Source organism: Paenibacillus cymbidii, assembly GCF_004764705.1.
Lineage (GTDB): Bacteria > Bacillota > Bacilli > Paenibacillales > NBRC-103111 > Paenibacillus_AN > Paenibacillus_AN cymbidii.
Genome location: NZ_SHLX01000004.1, coordinates 1 through 15,747 on the forward strand (window position 1 = coordinate 1; position 15,747 = coordinate 15,747).

At 54.9% G+C, this 15,747-nt stretch carries 15 protein-coding genes; 14 read left to right on the plus strand and 1 reads right to left on the minus strand.

Annotated features, from left to right (window positions below; translation table 11 throughout):
- Positions 1-92: 92 nt before the first annotated feature.
- Entirely contained in the window at positions 93-566 is a 474-nt protein-coding gene (locus EXY20_RS07090) for a hypothetical protein (RefSeq protein WP_135549153.1), read from the minus strand.
- A gap of 63 nt (positions 567-629) precedes the next feature.
- Between EXY20_RS07090 and EXY20_RS07095 the strand changes: the two genes are divergently transcribed.
- The 14 genes from EXY20_RS07095 (at position 630) to EXY20_RS07160 (ending at position 15,639) form a co-directional block, all read left to right on the plus strand.
- Positions 630-3,332 carry a UxaA family hydrolase gene (locus tag EXY20_RS07095; protein ID WP_135549155.1) on the plus strand — a complete coding sequence of 901 codons (2,703 nt, stop codon included), beginning with the start codon at positions 630-632 and terminating at the stop codon, positions 3,330-3,332.
- A gap of 32 nt (positions 3,333-3,364) precedes the next feature.
- Positions 3,365-4,330, plus strand: a complete 966-nt coding sequence (locus tag EXY20_RS07100; RefSeq protein ID WP_135549157.1) for an aldo/keto reductase — start codon at positions 3,365-3,367, stop codon at positions 4,328-4,330.
- A 230-nt stretch (positions 4,331-4,560) separates the two neighbouring features.
- Positions 4,561-4,896 carry a bacillithiol system redox-active protein YtxJ gene (gene ytxJ, locus EXY20_RS07105; protein ID WP_135549159.1) on the plus strand — a complete coding sequence of 112 codons (336 nt, stop codon included), beginning with the start codon at positions 4,561-4,563 and terminating at the stop codon, positions 4,894-4,896.
- Between the two features lie 175 nt (positions 4,897-5,071).
- Positions 5,072-5,857 (plus strand): creatininase family protein, encoded by a 786-nt coding sequence (locus EXY20_RS07110; RefSeq protein WP_135549161.1) that lies wholly within the window; start codon positions 5,072-5,074, stop codon positions 5,855-5,857.
- Positions 5,854-6,969: a hypothetical protein gene (locus EXY20_RS07115; RefSeq protein ID WP_135549162.1), complete on the plus strand. Its 1,116-nt coding sequence runs from the start codon at positions 5,854-5,856 to the stop codon at positions 6,967-6,969. The genes EXY20_RS07110 and EXY20_RS07115 overlap by 4 nt, the downstream gene beginning before the upstream one ends.
- An 18-nt stretch (positions 6,970-6,987) precedes the next feature.
- Complete coding sequence (locus tag EXY20_RS07120; RefSeq protein ID WP_135549164.1) at positions 6,988-7,731, plus strand: SDR family NAD(P)-dependent oxidoreductase; 744 nt, start codon at positions 6,988-6,990, stop codon at positions 7,729-7,731.
- A gap of 54 nt (positions 7,732-7,785) precedes the next feature.
- Complete coding sequence (locus tag EXY20_RS07125; protein WP_235885402.1) at positions 7,786-8,172, plus strand: RidA family protein; 387 nt, start codon at positions 7,786-7,788, stop codon at positions 8,170-8,172.
- Entirely contained in the window at positions 8,169-8,771 is a 603-nt protein-coding gene (locus EXY20_RS07130; RefSeq protein WP_135549165.1) for a carbohydrate-binding family 9-like protein, read from the plus strand. Before EXY20_RS07125 ends, EXY20_RS07130 begins: the two co-directional genes overlap by 4 nt.
- An 18-nt stretch (positions 8,772-8,789) precedes the next feature.
- Positions 8,790-9,608: a creatininase family protein gene (locus EXY20_RS07135; RefSeq protein WP_167859042.1), complete on the plus strand. Its 819-nt coding sequence runs from the start codon at positions 8,790-8,792 to the stop codon at positions 9,606-9,608.
- Positions 9,609-9,671: 63 nt separating this feature from the next.
- Positions 9,672-10,439, plus strand: coding sequence for an IclR family transcriptional regulator (locus EXY20_RS07140; protein WP_235885403.1), 768 nt, complete (start codon positions 9,672-9,674; stop codon positions 10,437-10,439).
- 25 nt (positions 10,440-10,464) lie between these two features.
- Positions 10,465-11,340 carry an SMP-30/gluconolactonase/LRE family protein gene (locus EXY20_RS07145; protein ID WP_135549170.1) on the plus strand — a complete coding sequence of 292 codons (876 nt, stop codon included), beginning with the start codon at positions 10,465-10,467 and terminating at the stop codon, positions 11,338-11,340.
- Positions 11,337-12,455 (plus strand): glycoside hydrolase family 88/105 protein, encoded by a 1,119-nt coding sequence (locus tag EXY20_RS07150; protein ID WP_135549171.1) that lies wholly within the window; start codon positions 11,337-11,339, stop codon positions 12,453-12,455. The genes EXY20_RS07145 and EXY20_RS07150 overlap by 4 nt, the downstream gene beginning before the upstream one ends.
- A gap of 44 nt (positions 12,456-12,499) precedes the next feature.
- Positions 12,500-13,309: an alpha/beta hydrolase gene (locus tag EXY20_RS07155; RefSeq protein WP_268966080.1), complete on the plus strand. Its 810-nt coding sequence runs from the start codon at positions 12,500-12,502 to the stop codon at positions 13,307-13,309.
- Positions 13,310-13,335: 26 nt separating this feature from the next.
- Positions 13,336-15,639, plus strand: coding sequence for a helix-turn-helix domain-containing protein (locus EXY20_RS07160; protein WP_135549175.1), 2,304 nt, complete (start codon positions 13,336-13,338; stop codon positions 15,637-15,639).
- Positions 15,640-15,747: the final 108 nt, after the last annotated feature.

Here is a 15,747-nt window from a genome sequence, read left to right on the forward strand (position 1 = left end):
TTTGATTACAATCGCACTCGCATCCATTCGTCAATTGGTTACCTCACCCCGCATTTATGCGAAAAAAGGTACTACGAGCAACAGCAGATCGCTTAAATTGTGTGTCTACTTTCTTGACAAAGGTACACTTTGGCAAGTAGCGGGGGAAATAAGGCTGAAATCAGCCTTACAGCCCGCTCTGGCGAGTAGCGGGCAAAAATAAGGCTGAAATCAGCCTTGCAGCAGCGGCCCAACACGGCTGAAAAAATTGTCACATCGGCGTGAGTAAGTGTTATAATGATTTTTGGTCGAAGAAAATCAGGGAAGCAGGCCCGGTGTAAGCGGTGAAAATCATTGCCGATTGGACCTGGGAAGCGGCCCAATGCGGGAATGATTTTTGGTCGAAGAAAATCAGGGAAGCAGGCCCGGTGTAAGCGGTGAAAATCATTGCCGAATTGGACCTGGGAAGCGGCCCAATGCGGGAATGATTTTGGTCGACGCAAATCAGCGAAGCTAGCCAGAGTTAGCGGTAAATCATTGCCGATTGGACCTGGTGAGCGGCCCAATGCGGTAATCTGATCCAGCATGTAGCGCAACCAACGAACCGACAGGAAGCGCGGAAAATTTCTCATCAAAGGAGCCAATCATCGATGGACGTCGTTCGTCAATTTGAGGAAGTAGCCAGACTTCCCTTGCCCGGGGACAACTGCGCCGTTGCGATTCGGCAATTGGACGCCGGTACCGTCATTGCGTATGAGGACCGATCCTTCGTGCTGGATTTTACGGTCATGGAAGGCCACCGGTTCGCAGTGAAAGCGATTGCTCCCGGCGAAGAGCTGCTTTCGTGGCAGCTGCCGTTCGGCGCGGCGCTGAAGCCGATCGATCCCGGCCACTACGTGGTCAACGAAACGGTGCTCGAAGAGCTCCATGTGCGCCAGCTGCATTTTGCGCTGCCGCCGGAGCCCAATTTTGCCGATCAGGTACATCCCTATATTCTCGACGAGGCGAATTTCCAGCCTGCTCCGGCATCGCCCGCTTATCCCGACACGCGCACGTTTATGGGGTATCGTCGCCATGAAGAACGCGGCGTTGGCACGCGAAACTACGTTGTTCTGCTCGGCACCACCTCGCACACCGGCAGCTATGTGAAGCAACTGGCCTCCCGCCTGAAGGGCGAAGCGAAAAACTACCCGAATATCGACGGCATCGTTCCCGCGGCGCATACGGAAGGCGGCACGGAGAAGCCGAACAACCTGGAATTGCTGCTGCGTACGCTCGCCGGGTTTATGGTCAACCCGAACGTTGGCGCGGTACTGGTTGTCGATTACGGCAATGAAGCGGTCACGAACAAGATGGTGGAGGCTTATGCGCGCGAGCACAAGTATCCGGTCGACAACGTGCTGCACAAGTTCGTGTCGCTTGCGGACAGCTTCGAGGCGGAGCTGGAGAAGGGCGAAGCGTTGGTGAGGGAATGGCTGCCTGCGGTCAATGCGATGCAGCGGACAGCCGAATCGATTCGTCACCTGCGCATCGGCTTGCAGTGCGGCGGTTCGGACGCTTTCTCCGGCATCTCGGCAAACCCGCTGCTGGGCTGGGTTTCGGAACAATTGGTCCGTTACGGCGGCGCGGCCAGCCTGGCCGAAACCGACGAGTTGATCGGCGCGGAGCCTTATGTCATGTCGAAGGTGCGCAACGTGGAAACCGCGCGCAAATTTTTGGCGCTGCTGGACCGGTTCAAGGAGCGCACGTCCTGGCACGGCGCCAGCGCGGAAGGCAATCCGTCCGGGGGCAACAAGTATCGCGGCTTGTACAACATTTATCTCAAATCGATCGGCGCCGCGATGAAAAAGGACCCCGTCACGCGGATCGATTTTGCAACCGAGTACGGGGAGCCGATGAAGGAAGGCGGCTTCTATTTCATGGACAGCCCCGGCAACGACCTGGAGAGCATCGCCGGTCAGGTGGCCGCAGGCTGCAACATGATTTTCTTTACGACGGGGAACGGTTCGATCACCAATTTTCCGTACGTGCCGACGGTCAAGGTGGTGACGACGACTCGCCGCTTCCAATTGCTGTCGAACGATATGGATGTGAACGCGGGGCAGTATTTGGAAGGCAAGTCGATGGATGAACTGGGTCAGGAAGTATTCGAACTGGCGATTCGTATTGCATCCGGCGAGCGAAGCGTCGGCGAAAAGGCCGGGCATGCCCAGGTCCAGATCTGGCGCAACTGGCAGCAGAACGATGCGAGCCGGCTGGAAACGCTGCTCCACGCTGCCGTGCCGACCGGAACGCCGATTGCCACTCAAGCTGATGAAGCGGCGGCGGCCGATGAGATCCAATTTACGTTTACCCGGCATCGCGACCGGCGGTCCAGCGACAACATCGGGTTGATTTTGCCCACCAGCCTTTGTGCGGGTCAAGTGGCAGGCATGATTACGGGACGATTAAACCAGCAGGGCGCAGGGAAGCCCGAATTGTCGCGCTTCGTGTCATTGGCGCATACGGAAGGCTGCGGCGCCTCGGGTGGACCGGCCGAATCGCTTTATGCCCGCACGATGATCGGCTACATCACGCATCCGATGGTGGAGCATTGTTTGCTGCTGGAGCACGGCTGCGAAAAAACGCACAACGACTACATGCGTCACCAGATGGAAGTGATGGGAGTCGACGCGAGCCGGCTCGGTTATGCCAGCATCCAGCTTGACGGCGGCATCGCCAAGGTGAGCGAAAAAGTCGAAGCCTGGTTCGCCGATCGTTTGGCCGCGGCAGAACCTGCGGAGAAGGTGACGGTTGGGCTGGAAGGGCTGCGGATCGGGCTCGTCAGCGACGGTACGATTGCAGACGATGCCGGCGAGCAATTCGCGGCGCTGGCCAAAAAAATATCCGGCGCAGGCGGTTTGGTCGTTGTTCCCGAGAACAGCGGATTGTTGGCCGCGGACTCGTTCAGCCGGCATTTGTTTGCCGAAACGCCGGTTCGGCCATCCCTTGCCTATGGGGAACATGCCCGCCGGAACGGGTTCCACATCATGGAGACCCCAACGAAACACTGGGTGGAGACGATTACGGGCCTTGCTGCCACGGGCGTGGAATTAATCATTGCGCTGGTCGGCAACCGTCCGATGCAGACGCATCCGTTCGTGCCGATGCTGCAAGCGGCGTCGGAGCCGGCCGTGCAGAAGCGCCACCAGCAAGATATCGATTTGGCGCTTGCGGGCAACCCGAGCTTATGGCCGAATCAATTGCTCGAACGCACGAAACAAATCATGGAGCATACTTACGTGCCGCGGCTTTATCAGCAAGGCAACGTCGATTTCCAAATGACGCGGGGGTTGCTCGGCGTATCGTTGTAAATCATTTTGTATCCGAAAGCGAGGATTTCCCCATGTCGAACCCATTATTATCCAAACGGCCGTTGGGCAGTACCGGCCTGCTCGTCACTCCGATATGCATTGGAGCCGCTCCGCTCGGGGATATGCCGGAAACCTTTCAATACGGCACACCGGAAGAACAGGCATTGGACACGCTGCGTACCGCTTTCGCAAGCTCGATCAACTTTCTGGATACGGCCGCGGTGTACGGCGAAGGGGAGAGCGAGCGGAGGATCGGCAAGGCCATTAAAGCGAACGGCGGACTTCCGGAGGGTTACGTGCTGGCGACCAAGGCCGATCGCGACTCAATGACCGGCGACTTCAGCGGCGAACAGATCAAACGTTCGGTTGAAGGCAGTCTCGAGCGTTTGGGTCTGGATCGTTTGCAATACGTGTACATCCACGATCCGGAACATTCCACGTTCGAAAATGTGATGGGACCCGGGGGACCGTTGGAAGTGCTGCAACGGTTTCAACAGCAAGGAGTTATCGATCACATAGGCATTTCCGGCGGACCGATCGATATGCTCATTCGTTATGTCGAAACGGGAGCGTTCAGCGCCGTGGAAACCCACAACCGGTATACGCTGCTGAACCGGTCGGCCGATCCTTTGCTTACTATCGCCAGTCGATTGGGTGTCGCCGTCATCAACGCCGCTCCTTACGGCAGCGGCATGCTGGCCAAAGGCCCGGATGCATACGCCCGGTATGCCTATAGCGATGCTCCGCCGGCCCTGGTGGAACGCGCGCGATCGTTCTCGAAAGTCTGCCAGGAATTCAATGTGCCGCTGGCCGCCGCGGCGCTGCAATTTTCGCTGCGCGATCCCCGGATCACCAGCACGGTCATTGGCATCACCAAACCGGAACGGGTTGCCCAGACGCTGGAGCTGGCGAATTGCCCGATTGCCCCCGAGCTGTGGCCGGCGCTTGACGCCTTCGGCTTCGATACGGACGATCCCGAAATGTACCGGTTTGCTTAAAATAAGGCAAAAAAAGATCGATTCCATGGGAATTCGATCTTTTTTATCTCTATCATGGTGCAGCGGACGCGCTGAATAACGCAACGAATGACGTGATCGTATTCCAGCGCACTTTTGCCGGGAAATCTACTTGATTGCGGAAGACTTCTGCCGCCAGAAAAATTGACGACTTATCAAATAATCGTTATAATTCAATCGTTCAATTGAATATAACGGGAGGTGTTGCAACAGTGTGGAGAGAAATTTCAACTGTTGAAGAGTGGAACGAAATTTTGCAGCAATCGGCTGAACGCGGGCAGGTGATTCTGAAGCACAGCACGAGATGTCCCGTAAGTTCGAGCGCGCTCGAAGAGTATGAGCAATATTTGCACGGAACTCCCAGCAGCAATGTCGATTACACGCTTGTCAAGGTCATCGAATCCCGCCCGGTTTCCAATAAAATCGCCGAAGATTTAAACCTGAAGCATGAATCGCCGCAAATCATTTTCATCAAAGACGGAGAAAAATACTGGTCCGCCACGCACTGGTCCATTTCGTCGAAGCACATGAAGGCGGTTCTGGAGTAACTTTTTTCCAGCAAGGTACAATCGGTTTCAACCCGGCCACGCACGATGCGGTGCTGCCGGGTTTGTTTGCGTTTTCGCCAGTAAATTTATTTTATGTATGTGAATATAATTCATTGACGTGAATATTTTTCCTTTTTATAATGAATGTAAACTTCAGACAACAGGGGGAAGTCGAATGGATTCGTTCCAGTTTCATCAGCTGACCCGCGAGGAAATATCCTTGCTCGCGAAAGCGGGCTATGCGGCGGTTGTTCCATTGGCGGCCACCGAGCAGCATGGCCCGCATCTTGGCGTTGGCACGGACAGTCTGATCGGCGGGCATATCGCCCGGGAAGCGGTCCGCAAGGCGACGGAAACCGGACGCGCGCGCCTCGTGCTCGCCCCAATCGTTTCCATCGGCTGCTCCGGCCATCATCTTGCATTTGGCGGCACTCTCTCATTCTCGGCGGATACGTATTTGCGGATGCTGCACGATATCGGCGAAAGCCTGGTCCGGGACGGCTTCCGCCGTATCTTCTTCCTCAACTCGCACGGGGGAAACGCCAATATGATGAACCAGGCCGCAAGCGACCTCGTTGTCCGGCATCCGATCCGGGTTGCCGCCGCTTCGTATTGGAATGCCGCGTCGCCGTTCATGAAGGACGTGCTTGCCGCCAATCGCGGCATGGTGGCCGGGCATGCCGGCCGGTTCGAAACGTCGGCGGTTATGGCGCTTGACGAAGCGATGGTGCGCAAGAACCGCGTTCCCCGCGAGCATGAGGAGCTTCCATGGTTGTTTGCCGGTCCGCCGGGGGCATTCTACGGTGTGCACGGCAAATTGACCGGCAACGACGGGTTTACCGATGCCAGTGCGGAATCGTCGGCCGAACAAGGCCGGGAGCAACTGGCGGCCATTGTGGACGGCGTGGCGGAATGGTTCGCGAGCGTATATGCCGCGATGTCGGAAGAGGCGGCGCCATGAATACGAAGAAGCGTGTAACGGCGATCATTACCGTTTATCGGCTGAACGCTCATGCAGACGTTATCGTCAGCCGCCTGTTCGGCGAGCTGGGACACGATCCGCAAGTGGAACTGGTCTCCATGTACACCGATCAGGTGCCGGACAACGACATGAGCCGCGAGCTGGCGGCCCGGCATGGCGTCGCGATTTGCGACACTATCGAGCAAGCGGTTTCATTTGGGGCCCCGGAGCAGCCGATCGACGGCATCGTCGTCATCGGCGAGCACGGGGAGTATCCATGGAACGAGAAGCGGCAGCACTTGTACCCCCGCCTGCGGTTTATGCAGGAAACGCTGGCGGCGATGGACAAACACGGCATCCGGGTGCCGATCTTTCTCGACAAGCATTTTTCCTTCGACGACGCGGCGGCACGCTGGATCTACGATGAGGTGAAGCGGCGCGGCATTGCGCTGATGGCCGGCTCGTCGATTCCGTATGCACCCTCTTTACCCAACTATGACCCGGCCGTGCTGCGCGGCGCCCGCGACTTGTTCGTCGTCAGCCACGGCGGGCTCGAATCGTACGGCTTCCACGCGATGGAAGTGATGCAGCGCCTGGCCGAGCGACGAGCGGGAGCGGAGACCGGAGTCGACTCCGTTATGGCGCTGGAAGGGGAAGCCATGTGGGAAGCGATGGAGCGGGGCGAATGGCCGGAAGAACTTATGCTGCGGGCGCTTGCCGCGCTTCCCGATACGCCGGACGGGCACCCGCGCGGCCGGTGCGCCGATCCGGCGCTGTTCGTCGTCGCGTACAAGGACGGCACGATGGGCTATGTCGCGCAGCTGCACGGATTCGTCTCCCGCTGGTCGTATGCGGTTCGCGCGGCAGACGGCACCGTAACGGCGGCGTATTGCAATACCGATGCGGGCAGGCCGTATCGCCATTTTGAAACGCTTACCTGCATGATCGAGGAGATGGTCATGACGGGCAAGCCGCCGTGCGCGGTCGAACGCCACTTGTTAACGACGCATATGATCAATGCGGCCATGGAGTCGTTGTACGCCAAACGTCCGATTGCCATCCCCGAGCTGGGTGTCGAATATTGCCCTGCGAACGAACAATCGCCGGACTGAGAAGGGAGGAGGAACGGCTTGAATACGTTGCATCGGAAAGTGATCGTCGTCACCGGCGCGCTCGGCAAAGTCGGTTATGCCGCCGTTCGCATGTTTCTTGAGCGAGGTGCCATCGTGGCGGCCAACGACTGGACGGAAGCCGCCGGACATGAAGGCATGACGGAGCTGCTGCGGCGTTACGGCGAAGATCGGCTGCTGTTCGTTCATGGCGACGCGGGCGACGAAGCGCAAGTCGCCGCGATGTTCGCGTCGATCCGCCGGCAGTACGGCAGGCTGGACGGCACATTCCATAACGCCTATCACCAGAACCGCAAGCCGGTCGACCAATACACGCTGGAAGAATGGAACCGGCTTATCCATGGCACGCTTGGCTCCGCCTTCCTTGTATGCAAGCACGCCATTCCGCTGCTGCGCGAGTCCGGCGGCGGCTCGATCGTCAACACATCATCGGTGCTCGGCGTCAAGCCGCGCGCGGGAGAAGGCGGATACGGCACCGCCAAGGCGGGAATCAATTTCCTGACGCAGGTCATTGCGGCGGAGAATGCTTCCTGCGGCATTCGCGCGAACGTCATCATACCCGGCGACATCAAATTGCCGGCGCCCGTATCCGCGGCCAAGGCGGAAGAACAGAAGAAACGAATCTGGCTCGGCCGTTCCGCGGCGCCGGAGGAAATTTGCGAGCTGGCTGCCTTCTTGCTGTCCGATGCTTCTTCATACATGACCGGATCGCTCATTCCGATCGACGGCGGCTTTCATCTGTAGGAGCTATGCGTCGAACCGGCAGTCAACAGAAATCTATCATACGGAGGATCACTTATGAGAATGGAAGTTTCCACCGGCGCGCGAAGCGGGGGCAAACCGCTGTCCTCCGCGATCTTGACCGAATCTTTCGTATTCGTTTCCGGCCAGGGCGGGATCGATCCCGGTACCGGCCGCATCGTCGGTTCCGATCTGGAATCGCAGACGATGCAGACGATGGAGAACATCAGGTTGATTTTGGCCGAAGCGGGTCTGGGCCTGAACGATGTGGCGAAATGCAACGTGTATTTAAGCGATCGCAAGCTGTACGACGAGTTTAATGTCATCTACAGCCGTTGCTTTCACCCGCCGTTTCCTAGCCGGACGGTAGTGTATTGCGATTTGAACTACCATCTGCTGGTTGAAATCGATGCGATCGCCGTTCGGCGGGGCGGGCAGCAATGATCGCGTACGAGTATCGTTGTCCGTATGTGCCCGGCGACTCCCCCGACTGGGCGACGATCCCGGCCGTGACGCTGGCCAGCGTCCTGAACGGCGAAACGCCGCGGCTGCGCACGTTCGTCCGGATATGCCGGACCGATGCGTATGTGCGGGTCCGCTTCGAATGCGAGGACGACCATGTGGTCGCCACCTATGCGAACCGCGACGATCCTTTGTATAAGGAAGACGTTGTGGAAATTTTTCTTGACGAGGACGGGAACGGCCGGTTTTACAAGGAGCTGGAGCTCAGCCCGCGCAACGTCGTATTTGACGCGATGATCGACAAGGAAGAAGGGCAGGTCCAGAAGGTTGACCCCGGCTGGAATATGGACGGCTTGCACACACAGGTGGAGCAGGCGCCAGGCGGCGATGCCGTCTGCGAGCTGGCGATGCCGCTCGCGGCATTCGATCGCCCGCCGCGGGAAGGAATGAGCTGGCGCATCAATCTTTACCGCATCGACAACGACGCCGGCGGCGGCCGCCACTACTGGGCCTGGTCCCCGACCGGCGCCCGGAACAATTTCCATGTGCCTTCGCGATTCGGCAGCCTAATTTTCGAGTGATGGAAAGGGATGGGGAAAATGCAGGAAGAAGTACGCTACCAGATGCTTCGACCGGATCAAATCGTCGCCAGAAGGAACGATTGCCCTATCGCCTATATACCGATCGGCACGCTGGAATGGCACGGCCGGCACAATCCGGTCGGCGCCGATTCGCTGCAGGCGGAAGGAATCGCCATCCGTTGCGCGCAGAGAGGAGGCGGGCTCGCGTTTCCGCCGTTGTACTACGGCGAAAGCCGGGTCGAAAGCTTAATGGAAGCGAATGCGCCGGACCGGCGGCAAATTGCCGCGGCGATGGAGCTCGATCCGGACAATTTCCTCCCGGAACGGATGCCGTTTACGGCCATCGAGCAGGCGCTGAACTATGAGAAGCTGCTGCTTCATATACTGGCGGAAGTCGAGTCGCTCGGGTTTCGGGTCGGCGTGATCGTTGCGGGGCACTATCCGCTGATCGATCATGCCCGGGCGGCGGCGGCGCTGTTCAACAAGCGGGGCTATAGCCGGAGCCAGGGCATGCTGGCTTGGGCGTTCGTCGATTATTTGCTGGTCGACGGGCGGTACGATTGTGCGGGCGACCATGCGGCGGGGTGGGAAACCTCGCACATGATGGCGCTTCATCCCGAAACCGTAAGGCTCGATTTGCTGCCGCCGCGCGGTGAGCCGCTTGTCGGAGTCGGCGGGAAGATGGATCCGCGGGACGCCAGCTCGTCCTTCGGCGAAGAAACGATCGATGCGGCGGTTGAAGTGGCCGTCCAGGAGTCGCTTCATCGGCTGAACAACCGGTCCATGTACATGCGTCACGGCCAATCGATAAGGGAAGGGTTGTGGCGTCAAGGATAACGTCGCAACTATCTCCGTTAGTGCGGACCAAACGAATATGCTTTCATGAAAGGAGCAGCAACCTTGTTGGAATCAAAAGCGCATAAAGTAAAATCGGCGGATCGCGTGCTGGATATATTCGAATTGTTCACCGGCGGGGCGGACTCCTACAATTTGTCCGAGATTGCGAAAAGCTTGAACATGCCTCCCAGCAGCACGTATTTGCTGTTGCAAAATATGCTTGACCGCGGGTATCTGGAAGTCGACAAGTCCGGCAAACAGTTCCGCATCGGCTACAAGCTGTTTACGATTCGCAGCCGCTACATGCAGAATACGAGCCTGATGGGCGAGTTTTTTCATCTTGCCGGCAAAATTACGGAGGAATTGAACGAAACCATCTCTATCGCCGTGCGGAACGGCAACAGGCTGCTGTACCTCGGCGAAAAGGTGAGCAGCCAGGCGCTGCGTTATACGCCTGTACCCGGCGAAGCGTTCCCGTTGCATGCGACGGCTTCAGGAAAAATACTGCTGGCCGACTTGTCCGAAAAGGAGCTGTTCGCGTTGTATCCGCACGAGGAACTGGAGCGGATCACCGACAAAACGATATCCACGCGAAACGAACTGCTGCAGGAGCTGGAGAAGGTGCGGCAAACGGGGTACGGCTACAATCTCGGCGAAACCGTAGACGGCGTTCATTGCATGGCGGGGAAGATCGTCAACGCGGACGATAAGGCAATGGCGTCGATCAGCATCTCGATTCCCGCCGCGCGTATCACCAGCGAATTATGGCAGCGGGTGCATCTCATTATCAAGCAAGCCTGCGAGGAAATGAGCTGCAAGCTGTTTCAATAGTATGGGTGGGGGGCACGGAGCGGGAATGGAATCGAATCTTTACGCAAGCCGTATCTTTACGGAACCGGGCGGGTTTCCGTCCGGCATCGAAGGGCCTGCCTGCGACAGCGAAGGCAATCTGTACGCCGTCAATTACGCGCGCAGGCATACGATCGGGAAAGTGACGCCGGCCGGCGAGTGCGAGCTGTTCGTCGAGCTGCCCGAAGGGAGCAGCGGATGTGGCATCCGGTTCAACCGGCAAGGGAACATGCTCGTCGCCGATCATATCGGCCATCACATATTGGAAGTGGACATTCGGACGCGGCAAGTTGCGGTACGGGTGTTTGAACCGGCCATGAACCAGCCGAACGATCTGGCAATTGCGGACAATGGCGTGCTGTTTGCCAGCGATCCCAACTGGCGCGACTCGACGGGCCAGCTGTGGCGGATCGGGCCGGACAATCGGGCCGAGCTGCTGGAGGCGGGAATGGGCACGACGAACGGGATCGAAATCAGTCCGGACGGCCGCGTGCTGTATGTGAATGAAACGAGACAGCGCCTGATCTGGGCGTATGACTTGTCGGCAAGTATGGACATCAGCCGGAAACGGCTTCATGCAAGCTTCCCCGACTACGGGCTGGATGGCATGCGCTGCGACGCCGCCGGCAATTTGTACGTCACCCGGCACGGCAAAGGCAGCATCGCTGTACTGTCGCCCGAAGGCGAGCTGCTCCGCGAAATCGTGCTGCACGGCAAGGAATGCACGAACCTGACGTTCGGCGGGCCCGACGGTCGCACCTGCTACGTCACCGTGGCGGATACGGGCAATATCGAAACGTTCCGCACCGAGGCGGCGGGCCGCTGCTGGCTGCAGCGACAGGAAAAGTATGGTTTCGAGAAGAAGGAGGAATCAATCGAATGAAGATTTTAAATCAATTGTTCACCCCCTTGCAATGGGCGGAAAAAGCTTGCGAAGCGTTTATGGCCAAATTCGAGCCGGAGCAGCTTCCGCCGGACGGATTCCACTATCATCAGGGCGTCTTCCTGTCCGGTATGGAAAAGTGCTGGAAGCTAACAAACAAGCAAGCTTACCACGACTATATAAAACGATGGGTAGACAGCCAGATTCTTGCGGATGGCAGGATCAAAAAGTTTCATTCGAACGAGCTGGACGACCTTCAACCGGGCGTGCTTCTTTTTCTTCTCTATGAACAAACGGGTGATGAGCGTTATAAAACGGCGCTTTATACGCTCGTCCCGCTGCTTAAATCGTGGAAAACGAATCCGTCGGGCGGTTTTTGGCATAAAGAGCGTTACCCGAATCAAATGTGGCTGGACGGGTTGTATATGGCGGGGCCGCTTGCTGTCCATTTCGGCAAAACATTCGGCGAAAGCGACTATTTCGACTTGATGACCTTCCAAGCATTGCTGATGGAAAATCATACGAAAGATCCGGCTACGGGACTGCTCTATCACGGATGGGACGAAACGAAGCAAGCTACTTGGGCCCATCCTGTTACCGGTTTGGCGCCGGAATTTTGGGGACGTGCGATTGGCTGGTACTCGGTAGCTTTGCTTGAAATGTTCGACTATCTTCCCGACGATCACAAGGACAGAGCCGCTCTCGAAATCATCCTGCGGAATCTTCTCGCCGCATTGGCGAAATTCCAGGATTCGGCCACGGGCCTCTGGTATCAAGTTGTCGATAAAATGGATCGAACGGACAATTGGTTGGAAAGTTCCTGCACATCCTTGTTTGTCTATGCGATTGCCAAAGCGGTGCGACTCGGGTACCTGGATGCCGACTATATGCAGGTTGCCTGGAAAGGTTATGCAGGAATTCTCGATACGTTGATGTTCGACGACAGCGGGCACCTTGTCATCAGTCGCATTTGTATTGGCACTGGAATCGGCGACTATGCCCACTACATTGCCCGCCCTACCAGCGAAAACGATTTGCATGGTGCCGGCGCTTTTATTCTCATGTGCACGGAGATGAGCCACCGAATTAATGCTACTATTGATATAATTAATTGATGAATAGTACGATGTCTTCATTAGATGGAGAGGATATCAATATGATGGCGCGGACTTATCCATACAAGACAGTTGGTGGCTGCAGCATTCAAGCGGATGTATTCCGATTGGCGGATGAACAGATTCGCCCGGTTATGATATGGATCCATGGAGGCTGCTTAATGCGCGGAAGCAGAAAGGATATCGGGAGTCGCGGATTATTGAGTTATGTAAATGACGGTTATGCGGTTGTTTCGATTGACTACCGTCTTGCCCCTGATGTCATGCTGAAGGATATTATTGAAGACCTGCAGGACGCATTTCGATGGGTGCGCGAACAAGGTCCCGGCTTGTTCCGAATCGATCCCGACCGCATCGCGGTCGTCGGGTCTTCGGCGGGCGGTTATTTGACTTTGATGGCCGGATTTTGCGTGGAACCGAGACCGGCTGCATTGGTATCCTTTTTTGGATATGGCGATATTGCCGGCAAATGGTATGCGGAGCCGGATGACTATTACTGTCGTATGCCCCGCGCGACGCGCGAGGAGAACTTATATCTTTACTGTCGGCAGAACGGCCTTTGGCCGAACATCGTCGCCGGTCACGATCCGAAAACGGAACCGCGCGCTTTCGATCCCTACTGTCCGATCCGCAATGTAACGCTTGATTATCCCCCCACTTTACTGCTTCATGGCGACGAGGACACGGATGTGCCTTTCGAACAATCGGTCATCATGGCGGCTGAACTTGCGCGAGTAGGTGTGGAGCACGAGTTTATTCCATACTCGGGAGCCGGTCATGGTCTGGTCGAGCATTATCGTGATGCGGTCGCCAAAACGCTTGTATTTTTGAGAAAACACATCCGTTTTCATTAATACAAGAGGAGAAGAGGCGCTTCGATATGAAAACCAGAACGCTTCAGTTGCGTTTCCCCAATACGAGCAGCGTTTTTTTCAAGCTTCTTAGTTCCTTTATTATTTTGATCCTGGTCCCGATCCTTATCTTCGGAAGTTTGGCTTATTTTCTTTTCTCGAATGCGCTTCAAGAGGAAGTGAAAAAAAACAACGACCTTCTGTTGAAGCATGTGTATGTCAACATTGAGCAGAAAATGGAAGAAGTCAGGCAAACATTGTATCAGCTTTCGTTAACCGTTGATGTCGATCCCGTCAATCCAACCAAATTGCTGGACGTTACCAAATCGTTAAATCGTATCAAAGGCACGCAATCGTTTATTGACGACGTATTTGTGTACTATAAAGATACGAATCGGATTATTACGGAGTCGGGTTTATTTTATCCGGATTATTTCTTCGAAGAGGTGTACCAAACCGAAACGAACGATCACGAACAATTGCAGCAGAAGCTGCAGGATCGAAATGTTTTTCAAGATCTGGGTACCTTCAAGCTTACAGACGGTGCCGGGTCCGGCAACCGTTTTATCGTTTTTTTGTCGTCGTTTCCCCTTTACAACAATGGAACCAGGGGGACCATTGTCGTCTTGATGAACGAAAATAAATTTTTATCGCTGATCAATGCCGTGAATCCTTCGGACGCTCAAACCGGTTTTTATATCGTAAACGATCAGCTCCAAACGATCGTGGAATCGGATACGAACCATTTGAATGAACGATTTCCGGAACGGCAGATGCAGGAATTTTTCAATAAAACATTGGCGGAAAGCCCTTCCAATAAGGCCAGGTACAACAATTTCTTCGTTTCCCAGTTTCATTCCAATGTGACGGACTGGAAATATATCGTCTTTTCATCTGCGGCCCATATTTTTAAGCCGGTTTACATGTTGCGAAATTGGATGATGATCACCAGTTTATTTCTGCTAAGTTTAGGCGTTATGTTGTCCGTATTTCTGGCGAAAAACTTTTACAAGCCGATTGGCGAAATCATGAGGTCGTTCCAATTCGATATGTCCGCGGCGGACTGGAAAAAAGAGAACAAAATAAGCGAATTGGAGTCGATCGCGAACCACATTCGTTACATAACGGAGCGAAACCAACATTTGATGCAAAATGAATCGGAGCATATCTCGCTTTGGAAAGATTATTATGCGAAAACGATGATTCTGGGAATACCGGAGGAACGGACGAAAGTCGGGCCGGTCTCCGCGGCTGGCTTCAAGTATCCATTCTTTTCGGTAGTTACGGTCAAGATCGAGATGGCCACACCTTCAAGCTCCACCTTCCAGCAAATGAATTTTAACAGCCGGTTGATTGAAGTGTTTAACGAAAATTTGAACAATGAAGCGGATATCATGTGCATGGTAACGAATATCGGTCGCAATCAAGTTTCCATTCTGGCGAATTTCGAACAGGAAGACGATCTCGCGCTGAGCTTGCAGGCCGCCATGGAGCAAATTTCCGAGCTGCCTGAAAACTTCGGTTGTTCCATTGCACTTGGAATAGGAAGATCGTGCGATGATTTAATGACCGTGAATCGATCTTACGAAGAAGCGCTGGAAGCCTTGCATTACCGTGAAATGGACAAAACGATACAGCTGATTGATCATAAAAACATCAACTTCGTACAAAAGTTTGTCGATTATCCGATCGATCTGGAACAGCAAATTATTGGAAACGTTCTTTCCGGCGATTATGTCAAGCTCGAAAAGGTACTGAATGAAATCATCGACAGAAACAGACATGCCATCAATACCTATCTGTTATTGAACGATCTTTACAACACGCTTATGGCGACGGCAAACAAAATCATCCAAAGGAGCAGCGTTAATAAGGAAGAGGTATTCGACGAAGCCGTCATCAGTATTTATATGAACAAGGAAATGGCGAGTTTGGCAAGCATGATGGACTTGGTATTTGGCATCTACCGGTATATGATCGAAACGTTGTACGGGAAAAAGGAGAGCAAAAACGACGATTTGAAAAACCAAATGATACTCTATATCGGGTCCCACTACCACAGCGATATTTCTTTGACAACGCTTGCCGATCATTTCAAGTTGAATCCCAAATATTTGAGCCGTTATTTTAAAGACCAAACCGGCATTAATTTTATCCAATATGTCAATCGGGTGCGGATCGATCATGCGAAACAACTGTTGCTTCAAGAAAAAAATCTTCACATTGACGAAATCGGAGAAAAGGTCGGCTACTTGACCAAAAATACGTTTATTACGACTTTCAAAAAACAGGAAGGGATGACGCCCGGAAAATACAGGGAACTATCGTCTTGATGCGCTTCGAATGAGCCCCGTGACCCAAAACCTCTGGAGCAATCCGCTCCGGAGGTTTTATTATTTATTGGAGATAGAAAAAGCAGTGCCGCGGAAAAACAAGACCCC